The sequence below is a fragment of the Mycobacterium decipiens genome (assembly GCF_963853665.1).
Taxonomy (GTDB): domain Bacteria; phylum Actinomycetota; class Actinomycetes; order Mycobacteriales; family Mycobacteriaceae; genus Mycobacterium; species Mycobacterium decipiens.
The window spans coordinates 5,002,349-5,017,567 of the sequence record NZ_OY970459.1 but is presented as its reverse complement, the minus strand read 5'-3'; the positions used below and the strand labels follow the sequence as shown (position 1 = coordinate 5,017,567).

14 protein-coding genes are annotated in these 15,219 nt (G+C 67.0%); 11 read left to right on the top strand and 3 right to left on the bottom strand.

Annotated elements, in window-relative coordinates; genetic code table 11:
* Positions 1–27: 27 nt before the first annotated feature.
* From AADZ55_RS22155 to egtE, 9 genes are all read left to right on the top strand, one after another.
* Entirely contained in the window at positions 28–390 is a 363-nt protein-coding gene (locus AADZ55_RS22155; RefSeq protein ID WP_085325624.1) for a hypothetical protein, read from the top strand.
* A 136-nt stretch (positions 391–526) separates the two neighbouring features.
* On the top strand, positions 527–955 hold the full coding sequence (locus AADZ55_RS22150; protein WP_085325623.1) for a hypothetical protein: 429 nt from the start codon (positions 527–529) through the stop codon (positions 953–955).
* Positions 956–1,079: 124 nt separating this feature from the next.
* The gene (locus tag AADZ55_RS22145; RefSeq protein ID WP_085325622.1) at positions 1,080–2,531 is read left to right on the top strand and encodes a catalase; all 1,452 of its coding nucleotides are present in this window, start codon (positions 1,080–1,082) and stop codon (positions 2,529–2,531) included.
* Positions 2,532–2,667: 136 nt separating this feature from the next.
* Entirely contained in the window at positions 2,668–3,315 is a 648-nt protein-coding gene (locus tag AADZ55_RS22140) for a sensor domain-containing protein (protein ID WP_085325621.1), read from the top strand.
* A gap of 168 nt (positions 3,316–3,483) precedes the next feature.
* Positions 3,484–4,782 (top strand): ergothioneine biosynthesis glutamate--cysteine ligase EgtA, encoded by a 1,299-nt coding sequence (gene egtA / locus AADZ55_RS22135; protein WP_085325620.1) that lies wholly within the window; start codon positions 3,484–3,486, stop codon positions 4,780–4,782.
* Positions 4,779–6,056, top strand: coding sequence for an ergothioneine biosynthesis protein EgtB (egtB, locus tag AADZ55_RS22130; protein WP_085325619.1), 1,278 nt, complete (start codon positions 4,779–4,781; stop codon positions 6,054–6,056). The genes egtA and egtB overlap by 4 nt, the downstream gene beginning before the upstream one ends.
* The gene (egtC, locus tag AADZ55_RS22125) at positions 6,056–6,754 is read left to right on the top strand and encodes an ergothioneine biosynthesis protein EgtC (RefSeq protein WP_085325655.1); all 699 of its coding nucleotides are present in this window, start codon (positions 6,056–6,058) and stop codon (positions 6,752–6,754) included. Before egtB ends, egtC begins: the two co-directional genes overlap by 1 nt.
* Entirely contained in the window at positions 6,754–7,719 is a 966-nt protein-coding gene (egtD, locus tag AADZ55_RS22120; RefSeq protein ID WP_085325618.1) for an L-histidine N(alpha)-methyltransferase, read from the top strand. The genes egtC and egtD overlap by 1 nt, the downstream gene beginning before the upstream one ends.
* Positions 7,716–8,855 carry an ergothioneine biosynthesis PLP-dependent enzyme EgtE gene (gene egtE, locus AADZ55_RS22115; protein WP_085325617.1) on the top strand — a complete coding sequence of 380 codons (1,140 nt, stop codon included), beginning with the start codon at positions 7,716–7,718 and terminating at the stop codon, positions 8,853–8,855. The genes egtD and egtE overlap by 4 nt, the downstream gene beginning before the upstream one ends.
* Before the next feature lie 46 nt (positions 8,856–8,901).
* Here the strand turns inward: egtE and AADZ55_RS22110 are convergent, their stop codons facing one another.
* Together AADZ55_RS22110 and AADZ55_RS22105 are read right to left on the bottom strand one after the other, a co-directional pair.
* The gene (locus AADZ55_RS22110; RefSeq protein ID WP_085325616.1) at positions 8,902–9,603 is read right to left on the bottom strand and encodes a class I SAM-dependent methyltransferase; all 702 of its coding nucleotides are present in this window, start codon (positions 9,601–9,603) and stop codon (positions 8,902–8,904) included.
* A gap of 19 nt (positions 9,604–9,622) precedes the next feature.
* A complete protein-coding gene (locus AADZ55_RS22105) occupies positions 9,623–11,095 on the bottom strand; it encodes a glutamate--cysteine ligase (protein ID WP_085325615.1) in 1,473 nt (490 codons plus the stop codon).
* 65 nt (positions 11,096–11,160) lie between these two features.
* Here AADZ55_RS22105 and glpK point away from each other — a divergent pair, with 65 nt between their 5' ends.
* Positions 11,161–12,726 carry a glycerol kinase GlpK gene (gene glpK / locus AADZ55_RS22100; RefSeq protein WP_085325614.1) on the top strand — a complete coding sequence of 522 codons (1,566 nt, stop codon included), beginning with the start codon at positions 11,161–11,163 and terminating at the stop codon, positions 12,724–12,726.
* A gap of 421 nt (positions 12,727–13,147) precedes the next feature.
* Here the strand turns inward: glpK and AADZ55_RS22095 are convergent, their stop codons facing one another.
* On the bottom strand, positions 13,148–14,083 hold the full coding sequence (locus AADZ55_RS22095; RefSeq protein WP_085325613.1) for an RDD family protein: 936 nt from the start codon (positions 14,081–14,083) through the stop codon (positions 13,148–13,150).
* Positions 14,084–14,215: 132 nt separating this feature from the next.
* Between AADZ55_RS22095 and AADZ55_RS22090 the strand changes: the two genes are divergently transcribed.
* A complete protein-coding gene (locus AADZ55_RS22090; protein WP_085325612.1) occupies positions 14,216–15,208 on the top strand; it encodes a stage II sporulation protein M in 993 nt (330 codons plus the stop codon).
* The last annotated feature ends 11 nt before the right edge of the window (positions 15,209–15,219 follow it).

Genomic DNA, 15,219 nt, shown 5'->3' with positions numbered 1-15,219 from the left:
GCCGGCACCACTGATTGCCCAGGCATCATTCGACACATGAGTGAAACACCTGGAACCCCGACCGCGCCGACTTCTACCGCGACTGCGCCGCCTCCTCCGCCGGCAAGCGTGGCACCACACCAGACCCCGAAGGTCTTCAAGGCCGCGGCGTGGGTGACCATCGCCGCCGGGACCGTGTTCATCGTCGCGGTCATCTTCTTTACCGGCTACGCCCTCGGCCGGCACGCCGGTCACGGTGGCTACCACCACCGTCACCACAAGCACGATGCGATGATGTTGCGACCGGGAACCCCGCACGCTGGCCCCGCGGCAGTGCGTCCCGGCCCGGGCCCGGCCGGTCCGGGACAGGTGCCGCGGTCTGTCAGTCCTCCCGCGACAACCGCTCCGTAGCCCGTAGCCCGTAGCCCGTAGCCCGTAGCCCGTAGCCCGGCGCTCGCGCGAGCGCGAGGGCCGGGCTGCACCAGTTCATTGCAAGTTTGTAGTAAGAACTCTTTACGTTGTTGCAGGCCTGAGCGATATTCAAGACATGAGCGAAACTCCCGAACCCGCAGCCCCAGTCGCCGCAGCTCCGCCACCGCCACCACCGCAGCAGGAAAAGCCGCCCAGGCTGTACCGGGCCGCGGCATGGGTGGTGATCGTGGCCGGAATCGTTTTCATCACCGCCGTCGTGTTCTTCTCCGGTGCTGTGGTTCTTGGGCACGGGAAGTGTCACCACCACCGCCATCACCAGCACGGCATGTTCGGGCCCGCCGGGCCCGGTGGTCCCGGCAATCTCGGTCCGGGGGCCGGATGGCAGTTCAGGTTCCCCGGCGGACCCCCGCCGCCGGGCATGGGCCCCGGTTTCCCGGGCGGTCCCGGTTTCCCGGGCGGTCCCCCGGCAGCGGGTCCGGCTGGTCCCGGTCCCATTCCGGTGCCGACCACTCCCGGTCCCACCACCGCTCCGACGCGCCCCTAACGGCTGGCCGGACTGCGACCCGCCCGGCGTCCCGTTTAGGGGTACCGGACCCGGGGGTATCACCGTGAGAGTGTTTGCTGCCCGGGGATTTCCGTTCAATCATCCTTAGCGAGGAGATGGCGAAATGACGGATCGCTATACAACAAATGACGCCGGCAACCCCGCACCCAGCGACGACCAGTCGCTGACGGTCGGCCCCGACGGCCCGATCCTGCTGCAGGATCACTACCTGATCGAGCAGATGGCCAACTTCAACCGGGAACGTATCCCGGAGCGCCAGCCGCACGCCAAGGGCGGCGGCGCGTTCGGGCGCTTCGAGGTGACCAACGACGTCAGCGCGTACACCAGGGCCGCGGTGTTCCAGCCGGGCACCAAGACCGAGATGCTGGCCCGATTCTCCACGGTCGCCGGTGAGCGCGGCAGCCCGGACACCTGGCGGGACCCGCGGGGGTTCGCGCTGAAGTTCTACACCGTCGACGGCAATTTCGACCTGGTCTGCAACAACACCCCGGTCTTTTTCATGCGTGACCCGTTGAAGTTCCAGCACTTCATCCGCTCGCAGAAGCGCCGGCTGAACAACAACCTGCGCGACCACAACATGCAGTGGGACTTCTGGACGCTTTCCCCGGAATCAGCCCATCAGGTGACGTGGCTGATGGGGGATCGGGGTATCCCGAAGACCTGGCGGAACATGAATGGCTATGGCTCGCACACCTACAGCTGGATCAATGCCACCGGCGAGATCTTCTGGGTGAAGTACCACTTCAAGACCGATCAGGGCATCGGCTTCTTGACCCAGGAGGAGGCCGACCGGCTGGCCGGCACGGATGCCGATTACCACCAACGGGACCTCTACGAGGCGATCGAACGCGGCGAGTATCCGAGCTGGTCGCTGAAAGTGCAGATCATGCCGTTCGAGGAGGCCAAAACCTACCGGTTCAACCCCTTCGACCTGACCAAGGTGTGGCCGCACAGCGACTATCCATTGATCGACGTCGGCAAGATGACGCTGGACCGCAACGTCACCGACTACCACACCGAGATCGAACAGGCGGCGTTCGAGCCCAACAACATCGTGCCCGGCACCGGATTGAGCCCGGACAAGATGCTGCTGGCCCGCGGTTTCTCCTACGCCGATGCGCATCGCGCCCGGTTGGGGACCAACTACAAGCAAATCCCGGTCAACTCACCGCAGGTTGAGGTGCACAGCTACTCCAAAGAGGGGGCGATGCGGGTCAAGAACGCCTCCGACCCGGTATACGCGCCCAACTCCTACGGTGGCCCGCAGGCCGACCCGGCACGCGCCGCCGAGGTGGCCTGGTTTGCCGACGGGCAGCTGGTGCGCGCCGCGTACACGCTGCACGCCGAGGACGACGACTGGGGGCAGGCCGGCACCATGGTCCGCGAAGTTCTCGACGATGCCGCTCGGGAACGATTGGCGCACAACATTATTGGGCACGTTTCCAACGGAGTGAAAGAGCCGGTGCTGTCGCGGGTGTTCGAGTACTGGCGCAACGTCGACCCCGATCTCGCCAAGTCGGTCGAGGCGGCGGTGCGGGCCAACTTGGATCAGTAATTCCGTTCAGCCCAGAGCGACGATGCCCGAGCCAGCCCGGCTTCTGTTCGGTTTGCCGGGTTGGCATGATCGAGCCCATGACCAATGTCGACGTCGATATCACGGTCCGCGGGTAGCCGGGCAATTGAATCCAGCGATGCGAACTACCACCGCCGTAGTGTGCCTCGGCCTGGGCCTCGGCGGGGTTCTCTCTGCCCCCGTGGCCGATGCGCACCCATCGGAGCCAGGAGTTGTTTCCTATGCGGTCCTCGGCAAGGGTTCGGTCGGCAACATCGTCGGGGCGCCAATGGGGTGGGAGTCGGTGTTCACCCGGCCGTTCCAGGCGTACTGGGTCGAACTGCCGGCGTGCAACAACTGGGTGGACATCGGGTTACCCGAGGTGTACGACGACCCCGACCTGGCGTCGTTCAACGGCGCCACCACGCAGACGTCCGCCACCGACCAAACCCACCTCGTCAAGCAGGCGGTTGGCGTATTCGCTAGCAACGACGCCGCAGACCGGGCGTTTCATCGCGTTGCGGACCGCACCGGGGGTTGCTCGGGGCAGACCACCGCGATCCACCTGGACGACGGGACGACGCAGGTCTGGTCGTTCGCCGGTGGGCCGCCCAGCGGTACCGACGAGGCGTGGACCAAACAAGAGGCCGACACCGATCGGCGCTGCTTTGTTCAAACCAGGCTGCGCGAAAACGTATTGTTGCAGGCCAAGGTCTGTCAGTCGGGCAACGCCGGTCCCGCGGTCAGCGTGCTGGCCGGGGCAATGCAGAACACACTGGGCCAATAGCCGCGCAGGAATTTGGGTACCCGGGTTTCGCCCGACGCGGCCAAGTCGTTCGGGAATATGTCGGGGCGATCGGGAAGATGAACGGGTGGCGGCTATCGTTCTGGTAGCCGCGCAACCAACGGTCCGCAGGCATGCCTGGGCATGCGCCGGGCCCGGAGGGATCGTGATATGACGCTTGCCGCCATGACCGCCGCGGCTTCGCAGCTGGACGGCGCGAGTTCGGACGACATCGAGATCGCCAGTTCGTTGGCCGCCGTGGAGTACATCTCGGACGGCTGCCTCGTCGATGGGCCGGTGGGACTTGTCGGTCTGGAGCTGGAGGCGCACTGCTTCGACCCGGCCGATCCGTATCGCCGGCCTAGCTGGGACGAGATCACCGAGGTCCTCGAGTGGCTGAGTCCGCTGCCGGGCGGCAGCGTGGTCAGCGTGGAGCCCGGTGGTGCCGTGGAACTGTCGGGTCCGCCTACTGACGACGTCCTGGCCGCGATCGGTGCGATGACGCGCGACCAGAAGGTGCTGCGTTCGGCGCTCGCCGACGCCGGGCTGGGGCTGGCCTTCCTGGGCGCGGACCCGCTGCGGCCGCCGGTGCGGGTCAATCCGGGGGCACGCTATCGGGCCATGGAACAGTTTTTCTACGCCAGCCATAGTGGAGCGACCGGCGCGGCGATGATGACATCGACGGCCTCGATCCAGATCAATGTGGACGCCGGGCCGCGGGCGGGCTGGGCTGCGCGGGTGCGGTTGGCGCACGCTCTGGGGCCGACGATGATCGCGATCGCCGCCAACTCACCGATGCTGGGCGGTCAGTTCTCCGGCTGGCAGTCCACCCGGCAGCGGGTGTGGGGTCGGATGGACGCCGCGCGCTGCGGCCCCATTCTCGGTGCCAGCGGCGACCACCCGGGCATCGACTGGGCGCGGTACGCCCTGAAGGCACCGGTGATGATGGTGCGAAGCCCGGACGCTCAAGACACTTGTGCCGTTACGCACTATGTGCCCTTCACCGACTGGGCGGACGGCCGGGTGCTGCTGGGTGATCGCCGCCCCACCGTCACCGATCTGGAATACCACCTGACCACGCTGTTCCCGCCGGTGCGACCACGACGCTGGCTGGAGATTCGCTACCTGGACAGCGCGCCCGACGAGGTTTGGCCCGCGGTGGTGTTCACGCTGGTGACGTTGCTCGACGACCCGGCAGCGGCAGACCTGGCGGTGGACGCGGTCGAACCGGTGGCCAAGGCCTGGGACGCCGCGGCCCGGATCGGCCTGGGTGACCGGCGACTCCACCTGGCAGCCAACCGCTGTCTGGCCATCGCCGCGCAGCGGGTACCGGCGGAACTCACCGACGCGATGCAGCGGTTGATCGACAACGTCGACCGGGGCGTCTGCCCAGCAGACGAGTTCTCCGACCGGGTGATCGAGTGCGGCATCGCGCCGGCCGTCGCCCGGATGGTGCGAGGGGGACCGTGACTTCACGGGAGCGGCTGGCGGGCGAGCTGGCGCGGGCACGGACGCGGACGCTGCGGCTGGTCGACTTCGACGATGCCGAGCTTTGTCGCCAATACGACCCGTTGATGAGCCCGCTGGTGTGGGACCTGGCACACATCGGTCAGCAGGAAGAGCTATGGCTGTTGCGCGGCGGAGACCCTGGCCAGCCCGGGATTCTGCCGCCGGCCGTCGAGGGGCTCTACGACGCCTTCGAACACTCCCGCGCCGTTCGGGTCGAGTTGCCACTGTTGTCGCCGGAGGGGGCGCGGTCCTATTGCGCGACGGTGCGGTCCGCCGCGCTGGACGCCCTCGATGCGCTACCCGACGAAAGCGACGGCTTCGTGTTCGGGATGGTGATCAGCCACGAGAACCAGCACGACGAAACCATGCTGCAGGCATTGAACCTGCGTCCCGGCCCGCCGCTGTTGCGCGAGCCGTCCGCCCTGCCCGCCGGACGGCCCCCGGTGGCAGGAACGTCGGTGCCGGTGCCCGGCGGCCCGTTCGTGCTGGGCGTGGACGCCGCGGATGAGCCGCACTCGTTGGACAACGAACGTCCGGCCCACGTCGTCGACGTGCCCGGATTCCGGATCGGCCGGGTTCCGGTCACCAACGGTGAGTGGCAGGACTTCATCGACGACGGCGGTTACACCCAATCCCGATGGTGGTCGACGCGCGGCTGGCAGCATCGCCAGCGTGCCGGGCTGGCCGCACCGCAATTCTGGAGTTCAGGCGGGCGGACCCGGACCCGGTTCGGTCACGTCGAGGACATTCCCGCAGATGAGCCGGTGCAGCATGTCAGCTATTTCGAGGCCGAGGCGTACGCCGCCTGGGCCGGCGCGCGGCTGCCCACCGAGGTGGAATGGGAAAAGGCTTGCGCGTGGGATCCGGTGACGGGCTTCCGGCGCCGCTACCCGTGGGGAGCCGAGGAGCCGTCCGACGCCCGTGCCAACCTGGGTGGGGGAGCGCTGCGCCCGGCGCCGGTGGGCGCCTACCCGGCCGGGGCTTCGGCGTACGGGGCCGAGCACATGCTGGGCGATGTCTGGGAGTGGACCGCCTCGCCGTTGCGGCCCTGGCCGGGGTTCGTCCCGATGATCTATGAGCGCTACTCGCAGCCGTTCTTCGGCGGCGATTATCGCGTGCTGCGCGGCGGCTCGTGGGCGGTGGCGCCGACCATTCTGCGGCCCAGCTTCCGCAACTGGGATCACCCGTATCGGCGCCAGATCTTTGCCGGTGTCCGGTTGGCGTGGGACATCTGATGTGCCGTCACCTGGGTTGGCTCGGGGCAGAAGTCGCGGTTTCCGCGCTGGTGCTGGACCCGCCACAGGGTCTGCGGGTGCAGTCGTATGCGCCACGCCGGCAAAAGCACGGGCTGATGAACGCGGACGGCTGGGGCGTCGGATTCTTCGACGGCACCGTGCCGCGGCGCTGGCGCAGCCCCGCTCCGCTGTGGGGAGACACGTCGTTCGATTCGGTCGCACCGGCGCTGCGTAGCCACTGCATGGTCGCCGCGGTGCGCTCGGCGACCGTCGGCATGCCGATCGAAGTCAGCTCCACCCCGCCGTTCACCGATGGTCACTGGTTGCTGGCGCACAACGGTGTGGTCGACCGAGCCGTGTTGCCGCTGCGCTCGTCGGCCGAATCGGGTTGCGACAGTGCGATACTTGCGGCCACCATCTTCGCTCATGGTCTGGACGCGCTGGGTGACACCGTTGTTCAAGTCGGAGCGGCCGACCCAAACGCCCGGCTAAATATATTGGCGGCCAACGGAACCCGGATCGTCGCGACCACCTGGGGAGACACGCTGTCCATCCTGCGGCGCGCCGACGGGGTGGTTCTGGCCAGTGAACCGTATGACGACCACCCCGACTGGGAGGACGTGCCGGATCGTCACCTGGTCGAAGCAACGGCCGCGGGGGTCACGCTGACCGCTTTGGATCGCGCGAAAGGACCTTGATGACACTGTCGCTTGCTAACCATCTGGCCGAGGATTCGGCATATGTCGCGTTGCGCCGCGACGTGCACGATGGCCTACGCAATACACCGAAATCGTTGCCGCCCAAGTGGTTCTACGATTCGGTAGGCAGTGAGCTATTCGATCAGATCACCCGGTTGCCGGAGTACTATCCGACCCGTGCCGAGGCCGGCATCCTTCGGGCCCGAGCGGGGAAAGTGGCTTCCGCCAGCCAGGCCGATACGCTGGTCGAATTGGGCAGCGGCACATCGGAGAAGACCCGGATGCTGCTGGATGCGTTGCGTCACCGCGGATCGTTGCGCAGGTTCGTGCCGTTCGACGTCGACGCCAGCGTGTTGTCGGCGACCGCGACCGCTATCCAGCGTGAATACGCAGGGGTCGAGATCAAGGCGGTTTGTGGGGATTTTGAGGAGCACCTGACCGAGATTCCCAGTGGCGGACGGCGCCTATTCGTGTTCTTGGGGTCGACGATCGGCAATCTCACCCCCGAGCCACGCGCGGAGTTCCTGGCGAACCTGGCCGCGGTGATGCGGCCGGGCGACAGTCTGCTGCTGGGCACCGACCTGGTCAAGGACACCGACCGGCTGGTGCGTGCCTACGACGATGCCGCCGGGGTGACGGCCCGGTTCAATCGCAACGTGCTCGCGGTGATCAACCGAGAACTCGACGGGGATTTCGACGTCGATGCCTACCAGCACGTCGCCCGCTGGAATGCCGCCGAGGAGCGGATCGAGATGTGGCTGCGGGCCGACCGCCGGCAGCGGGTGCGGGTCGGTGCGCTGGACCTGACCGTCGACTTCGCCGCCGGTGAGGAGATGTTGACCGAGGTGTCGTGCAAGTTCCGCCCGGAAGCGGTCGGTGCCGAACTGGCCGCCGCCGGGCTGCGTCGCATCGGGTGGTGGACCGACGAAGCCGGTGACTTTGGCCTGTCGCTGGCCGCCAAGTGAGCGAAAGCGATTCGCTGGCCGACCGATGGCGGGTGGCTCGACCGCCGGTTGCCGGGCTGCACCTGGACAGCGCGGCTTGTTCGCGCCAGAGTTCCGCGGTGCTGGACGCCGCGGCCGAGCACGCGCGGCACGAAGCCGAGGTTGGCGGATACGTCGCGGCTGAGGCCGCCACGCCGGTGCTCGATGCCGGGCGCGCGGCGGTTGCCGCGTTGAGCGGCATGCCCGGCGCCGAGGTGGTGTTCACCACCGGCTCACTGCACGCGCTGGATCTGTTGCTGGGCAGCTGGCCGGGGGAGAATCGCGCGCTGGCCTGCCTGCCGGGCGAATACGGGCCGAACCTAGCTGTGATGGCCGCCCATGGCTTCGACCCGCGCCCCTTGCCGACCCTGCAGGACGGCAGGTTGGCGCTCGACGACGCGGCCTTCACGTTGGCGAACGACCCGCCCGGCCTGGTGCACCTGACCGTTGTGGCCAGCCACCGTGGCGTCGTGCAACCGCTGGCGATGCTGGCGCAACTCTGCGCCGAGCTGACACTGCCACTCGTCGTGGACGCCGCGCAGGGGCTGGGACACGTGGACTGTGCGGTGGGCGCGGATGTCACCTATGCGTCGTCGCGCAAGTGGATCGCCGGGCCGCGCGGTGTTGGCGTGTTGGCGGTTCGCCCTGAATTGATGGAGCGGTTGTGTCCGAGACTGCCCGCGCCGGACTGGGTGCCGCCGCTGCCGGTCGCCCAACAACTCGGCTTCGGCGAGGCCAATATCGCTGCACGAGTGGGATTTTCGGTTGCGCTTGGTGAGCATCTGGCGTGCGGGCCGACGTCCGTTCAAGCACGCCTGGCCGAGCTGGGCGGCCTCGCCCGGACCGTACTCGCCGATGTGCCCGGGTGGCGGGTTGTCGAAGCGGTTGACGAGCCGAGCGCGATCACCACCCTGGCGCCGGTCGACGGCGCCGACCCGGCAGCGGTGCGGGCCTGGTTGCTCGCGCAGCGGCGGATCGTGACCACCTACGCCGGAGTGGAACGGGCACCGCTGGAGTTGACGGCACCGGTGCTGCGGATCTCGCCGCACCTGGACAACACCGCCGAGGACCTGGGCATCTTCGCCGAGGCGTTGGTCGCGGCGACCGCGGCTACGTGACGCCGAGCGTCACGCCAACGTGACCGCGGAGGCACAGATGACGCCGTTAGCCTGCCTTGTGGGCCGTCAGCAGGAAGGCGGGGAACTTCATCCGCCCCTTTTCGTCGCGGTCGTGCGGCGGAAACTGGATCGGCGGTCCGTCGGGCTGCGGCGGAAACGCGGGCACATTGGCATGGATGAAGGCCGGGCGGATTTCGTCGATGTCCCAGTATTTGCTGACCGCGGCACGCAACTCATCCTCGTCGACTTCGTTGGGTTTGGTTTCCAACTCCTCGGGGAAAGCGCCCTTGGCGAACACCAGCACGAAATAGCTGGCGCCCGGGGCTGCCGCGCGGTGCACCGACCTCAGGTAGCCGTCCCGGCCCTCTACCGGCAGCGAGTGAAACAGAGTGCTGTCGATCACCGTCGAGAACCGGTTGGCCGAGCCGGCTGGATAAGCGGCGAAATCGGTGATATCGGCTTGCGCGAAGCCGGCCGTAGTCAAACCCCGCTCCTTGGCGGCCTTGGTGGCGGCCGCGATGGCGGTGGGCGTGAGGTCGATGCCGACCACGGTGTAGCCGTCGGCGGCGAGCGCCAGTGACAGCTCGGCGTATCCGCACCCGGCATCCAGCACGTCGCTGTGCACCTTGCCGGCAGCGATCAGCGCGGCCAGTTCGGGCTGTGGTTCACCGATGTTCCACGGCGGGGGACCTTCGAATACGCCCTGTTGGCGGTAGGCATCGTCCCAATCCAGTACCTCAGGTGACATGGTTCCAACCTACGCGTCGTCACAGCGCCCAGGTGTGCACCGGTTCGTTGGTGTGCATGTGCTCGCAGTACCGGCGCAGCATCTCGGCCAGTGCCGCGGGCCGGGTCAGCCCGCCGTCTTGCAGAGCCCGCACGGTGGCCACCTGCCAGCGCGCACCGTTGCGCCCGGTCTGGGCGCGGCCCCCGATGACACCGAGAAACCGGTCGCGTACCTCCGCGTCGACACCCCACCGCCGCAGTCCCTCGTCGGCCATCGGCAGCAAAGTGTCGGACACCAACTCCTGCGCCCGCACCTCGCCCAGGCCCGGCCAGTGCAACCGAGCCTGAATGCCGTACCTGGCTGCCGCAAGGAAATTTGCTTGTGCCGCAGCGAAACTCATCCTCGTCCACAATGGGCGCTCCGCTTCGGACAGGCCGCGCAACGCGCCATAGTAGAAGGCGTAATTCGCCAGCATGTCGACGACCGTCGGCCCCGCGGGCAGCACGCGGTTCTCCAGCCGCAGGTGCGGGCGCCCATCGACCACGTCATACACCGGCCGATTCCACCGGTACACCGTGCCGTTATGCAGCCGCAGCTCGGAGAGCTGCGGGACGCGTCCGGTCGAAAGCTCGGCGACTGGGTCCTCGTCGGACACCTCGGGCAGCAAGGACGGGAAGTAGCGGATGTTCTCCTGGAACAGGTCGAGAATCGAGGTGATCCAGCGCTCGCCGAACCACACCCGGGGTCGCACCCCTTGCGATTTCAGCTCCTCGGGGCGGGTGTCGGTGGACTGCGTGAACAGCTCGATGCGGGTTTCCGACCACAGCTGGTGGCCGAAGAAGTAGGGCGAGTTGGCGCCCAGCGCCAGCTGCGGTCCGGCCAGCACCTGGGCCGCATTCCAGTTGGCCGCAAAATCCGCTGGAGCTACTTGCAAATGCAATTGCACACTGGTGCAAGCGGATTCGGGTGCGATAGATCCGGCACGGCAGCTCAGCGGTTCCGGGCCGGCAATGTTGATCGGGATGTCCTCGCCGCGGGCACGAAAGATCGAGGCGTTGAGGGCCGCATACCGCGTTGACTCGCTCATCCAGCCGTCGGTCAGATGCTCGGGCATCAGCGTGGGCAGGATGCCGATCATCACTATGTGGGCGCCACCGGAGCTGGCCTTGGTCTCGGCATCGTTGAGGCTAGCGCGGACTTCTGCCTCCAGCTCCAGGCCGGTGTGTCCCGGTAGCGGCCGGGGCGGCACGTTGAATTCGATATTGTAGGCCCCCAATTCGCTTTGGTAGGCCGGATCGGCGATGGCATCCAGCACATAGCGGTTCGACATGGCCGGCTGGTAGTCGGCGTCGACCAGGTTGCATTCGATCTCCATGCCGGTGAGTTGCCGCTCGGATTCGAAACTGGTCTGCGCAAGCATCGTCTCGAAGACGTCCAAGCACAGCCGCACCTTACGCTGGTACGCCCGCTGCTGTTCGCGGGTATACGTGGTGCGCTTGACCTCTTCGCCCACATCGCCGATGCAACAGGTTTACCGGCCGCTACGCAAGTGGTTGCCCGGGTAGACCATCATGGACGATGCCAGGAAGTGTCACACCTCACGCCGGAGGAGAGCAGTTGGCCGAGTTCGGTGAATTCATAGCCGCCATTGACCAGGGCACCACCAGCACCCGCTGCATGATCTTTGATCACGACGGCGCCGAGGTGGCCCGCCACCAGCTAGAACACGAGCAGATCCTGCCCCGGGCCGGCTGGGTGGAACACAACCCGGTCGAGATCTGGGAGCGTACCGCGTCGGTGCTGCTCTCGGCGCTCAACGTCACCAATCTATCGTCGAAAGATATTGCTGCCCTGGGGATTACCAATCAACGCGAGACGACACTGGTATGGGATAGGCGGACCGGCAGACCGTATTACAACGCGATCGTTTGGCAGGACACCCGCACCGACCGCATCGCGTCGGCACTGGACAGGGACGGTCGTGGCGACGTGATCCGCCGCAAGGCCGGTCTGCCGCCGGCGACATACTTCTCCGGCGGGAAGTTGCAGTGGATCCTGGACAACGTCGATGGGGTGCGCGCAGCCGCCGAACGCGGCGATGCGCTGTTCGGCACCCCGGACACCTGGGTGCTGTGGAACCTGACCGGCGGTCCGCGGGGCGGTGTGCACGTTACCGACGTGACCAACGCCAGCCGCACCATGTTGATGGATCTCGAAACGCTGGACTGGGACGACGAGCTGCTGTCGTTCTTCGCCATCCCCCGCGCGATGTTGCCGCAGATCGCGGCGTCGAGCCCGCTACGCGCGTACGGCGTCACCGCCGATACCGGACCGCTGGGTGGCGAGGTGCCGATCACCGGCATGCTCGGCGACCAGCATGCCGCGATGGTCGGTCAGGTCTGCCTGGCCGAGGGGGAGGCGAAGAACACCTACGGGACCGGGAATTTTCTGCTGCTGAACACCGGTGAAACCATCGTGCGATCGGACAATGGCCTGCTGACCACGGTCTGCTACCAATTCGGAAACGCCAAACCCGTGTACGCGCTTGAGGGTTCGATCGCGGTGACCGGCTCGGCGGTGCAGTGGCTACGCGATCAGCTGGGCATCATCAGCGGCGCCGCGCAGAGCGAGTCGCTGGCCCGTCAGGTCGCCGACAACGGCGGGGTGTACTTCGTACCGGCGTTTTCCGGGTTGTTCGCCCCGTACTGGCGATCCGATGCCCGCGGAGCGATCGTCGGGTTGTCGCGGTTCAACACCAATGCGCACCTGGCTCGCGCGACGCTGGAGGCGATCTGCTACCAGAGCCGCGATGTGATGGACGCCATGGCAGCGGACTCCGGCGTGCGCCTGGAAGTGTTGAAGGTGGACGGCGGGATCACCGGCAACGACCTGTGTATGCAGATCCAGGCCGACGTGCTGGGCGTGGATGTGGTACGGCCGGTGGTTGCCGAGACCACCGCGCTGGGCGCTGCCTACGCGGCGGGTCTGGCGGTCGGCTTCTGGACGGACCCGACCGACCTGCGGACGAACTGGCAGGAGGACAAGCGGTGGACGCCCACCTGGACCGACGAAGAGCGCGCCGCTGGCTATGCGGGCTGGCGTAAGGCGGTGCAGCGAACCCTGGATTGGGTCGACGTGTCCTAGCCCGACGTTCCCGCCTAGCTTGGCGGCGAGAGCGTCCGTTCCTTCCGGCTTCAACCGGTGCGGCCGTCGTGGCCGTTCCCGCCGGCTCCGCCGCGCTCACCGGGCCCACCCATGCCGCCGGTCTCACCATTGCCGATCAGCGGGCGCCCCAGCAGCGCCGGACGAACTGGTCTGAAACGTTGCCGCCTGCGTATTGGGCGCCTGGTACCGCTGCGGCAACCACGTGGTCGTGTTCGCCGCCGCGGTCACTACTTCCGGTGCCGCGACAAATGACGTCGCTGCGCTCCGATCACCGCGTCAACCAGGCTGCTTCGACTCGGCTATCGGCTCCCAGTCAGCGAAAAGTTGACACCGGTGATGGTATCGCAGTCGCAGCAACACGTCGGGCGTTCCGGGGATCAGCCCGGCACCACTGCAGCAGCTAGTTGGGCGGCGAGAACCCGCGGGTGTCGGGCGGTTGCTGTGGCCAGGGAACCACTTGGGGTGCCGGCGGATCGGGCTCCGGCCACGGGATCGCCGGTTGTTGAAGAGGCCACGGCGCAGCGCCGGGCGGACCGGGCAGCAAACCGTGGTAAGGCGCCGGTTGGGGCCATGGCACAGCTCGCGGGGGAGGCATCGTGGGACGCAGTCTCGCCAGTTCACGCCGGTGCCGTTCGGCGAGAACGGCGGCAAGGACCAACTGCGGTGGAACACCGGGTGGCGGTGGCGGGGCGATGCGGGAAACCACATCACCGGCGATCCGGTAGGCCATCTGCTCGCGTAGCGCGGGATCGAGTTGCCTTGCCCGGGACAGAAATTGACGCGCAACCTCGGCTTGGCCGGCGGTGAGCCCGGACAGTTGCAGCGACGACGCCCACCAGGCCAGCGACGGTGGCATCATCGGCGGTGGCCCCAATCGGGGGCCGCGTTCGCTGACGACGATTGTGCCCGCGAAGACGTCGCCGACGCGTTTGGCCTTCGGTGACAACATGCTGCAGATCACGGCCGGGCTCCCGAGCAGCATCCAGATCTCCACCACCGACGCCAGTGCTCGAAACAGCGCCTGGCGGAACCGTTCTGGGCCACCGTCGTCGGACACCACCCGCAGGCCCATCACTATCTTGCCCACCGACCGGCCCCGTGTCGCGGTTTCCAACAGCAGGGGATAGCCGACCATCACCAGCACCGTGAAGATGATCAGAAACGCGGTGGTCAACGCCTCGTCGAACTCGGTCAGGGTGGCCGCCCACAGCATCAGACCGAGGATGTAGCCGATGAATATCACGGTGATATCGATGACCGCGCCGATCGCCCGCACCGGTAACTGGGCGATCTGGACATCGAGCACCACGGCGTCCCCGGTCACCACCTCCGACATACCAAGGAACGCTACAGGTTTTGCGGCGGCAACCTGATCCGGTCGGCTTTTGCCCAGCGTGAGCTCACTGCGAAATTTCCGCCGATTTTTCGCAGTGAGTTCACGCTCAGCGGCTTAGGTAGGCTGCGCAGGGTGGATGTCGACGCGTTCTTGCTGACCCACCGCGGCACGTGGGACCGGCTCGATCAGTTGGTCAAGAGGCGCCGCTCGCTGAGCGGAGCCGAAGTCGATGAACTCGTCGAGCTCTATCAGCGGGTGTCCACGCATCTGTCGATGCTGAGATCGGTTTCGTCGGATCAGTTGGTGATTGGTCGGCTGTCGAGTCTGGTCGCGCGGGCCCGCTCCGCGGTCACCGGCGCGCACGCGCCGCTCACCCGTACGTTCATTCGGTTCTGGACCGTGTCGTTCCCGGTGGTTGCCTACCGCACCCGGTGGTGGTGGCTGGCCACGGCGATGGCATTCCTCGCCGTCGTAGTGTTGATCGCGTTCTGGGTAGCCGGAAGTCACGAGGTGCAATCCGCGATCGGGACGCCAACCGAGATAGACGAACTGGTCAGCCACGACGTCCAGTCCTACTACAGCGAGCACCCGGCCGGGTCGTTCGCTCTGCATGTCTGGGTGAATAACTCCTGGCTGGCTGCCAAGTGCATCGCGATGTCGGTTGTGCTGGGCCTGCCGATACCTCTGGTGCTTTTCGACAACGCCGCCAACGTGGGCGTGATCGCGGGTTTGATGTTCCAGGCGGGCAAGGGCAATCTCCTGCTGGGCCTGCTTCTTCCGCACGGGCTGCTCGAGCTGACGGCCGTGTTCCTCGCCGCGGCTATCGGAATGCGGCTGGGGTGGTCGGTGATATCCCCGGGCGACCGTCCACGCGGGCAGGTCCTTGCCGAGCAAGGCCGCGGCGTCGTGTCGGTTGCGGTGGGACTGGTGGGCGTGTTACTGGTTTCCGGTCTGATCGAGGCGCTGGTAACGCCGTCACCGTTGCCGACATTCGTTCGAATCGCGATCGGCATCATCGCCGAAGCGGCGTTCTTGTCCTATATCTGGTACTTCGGCCGCCGTGCCGCACGGGCCGGAGAGACCGGGGACATGGAGGACGCGCCCGACGTGGTCCCAACCGGCTGAGCCCGCGCTCG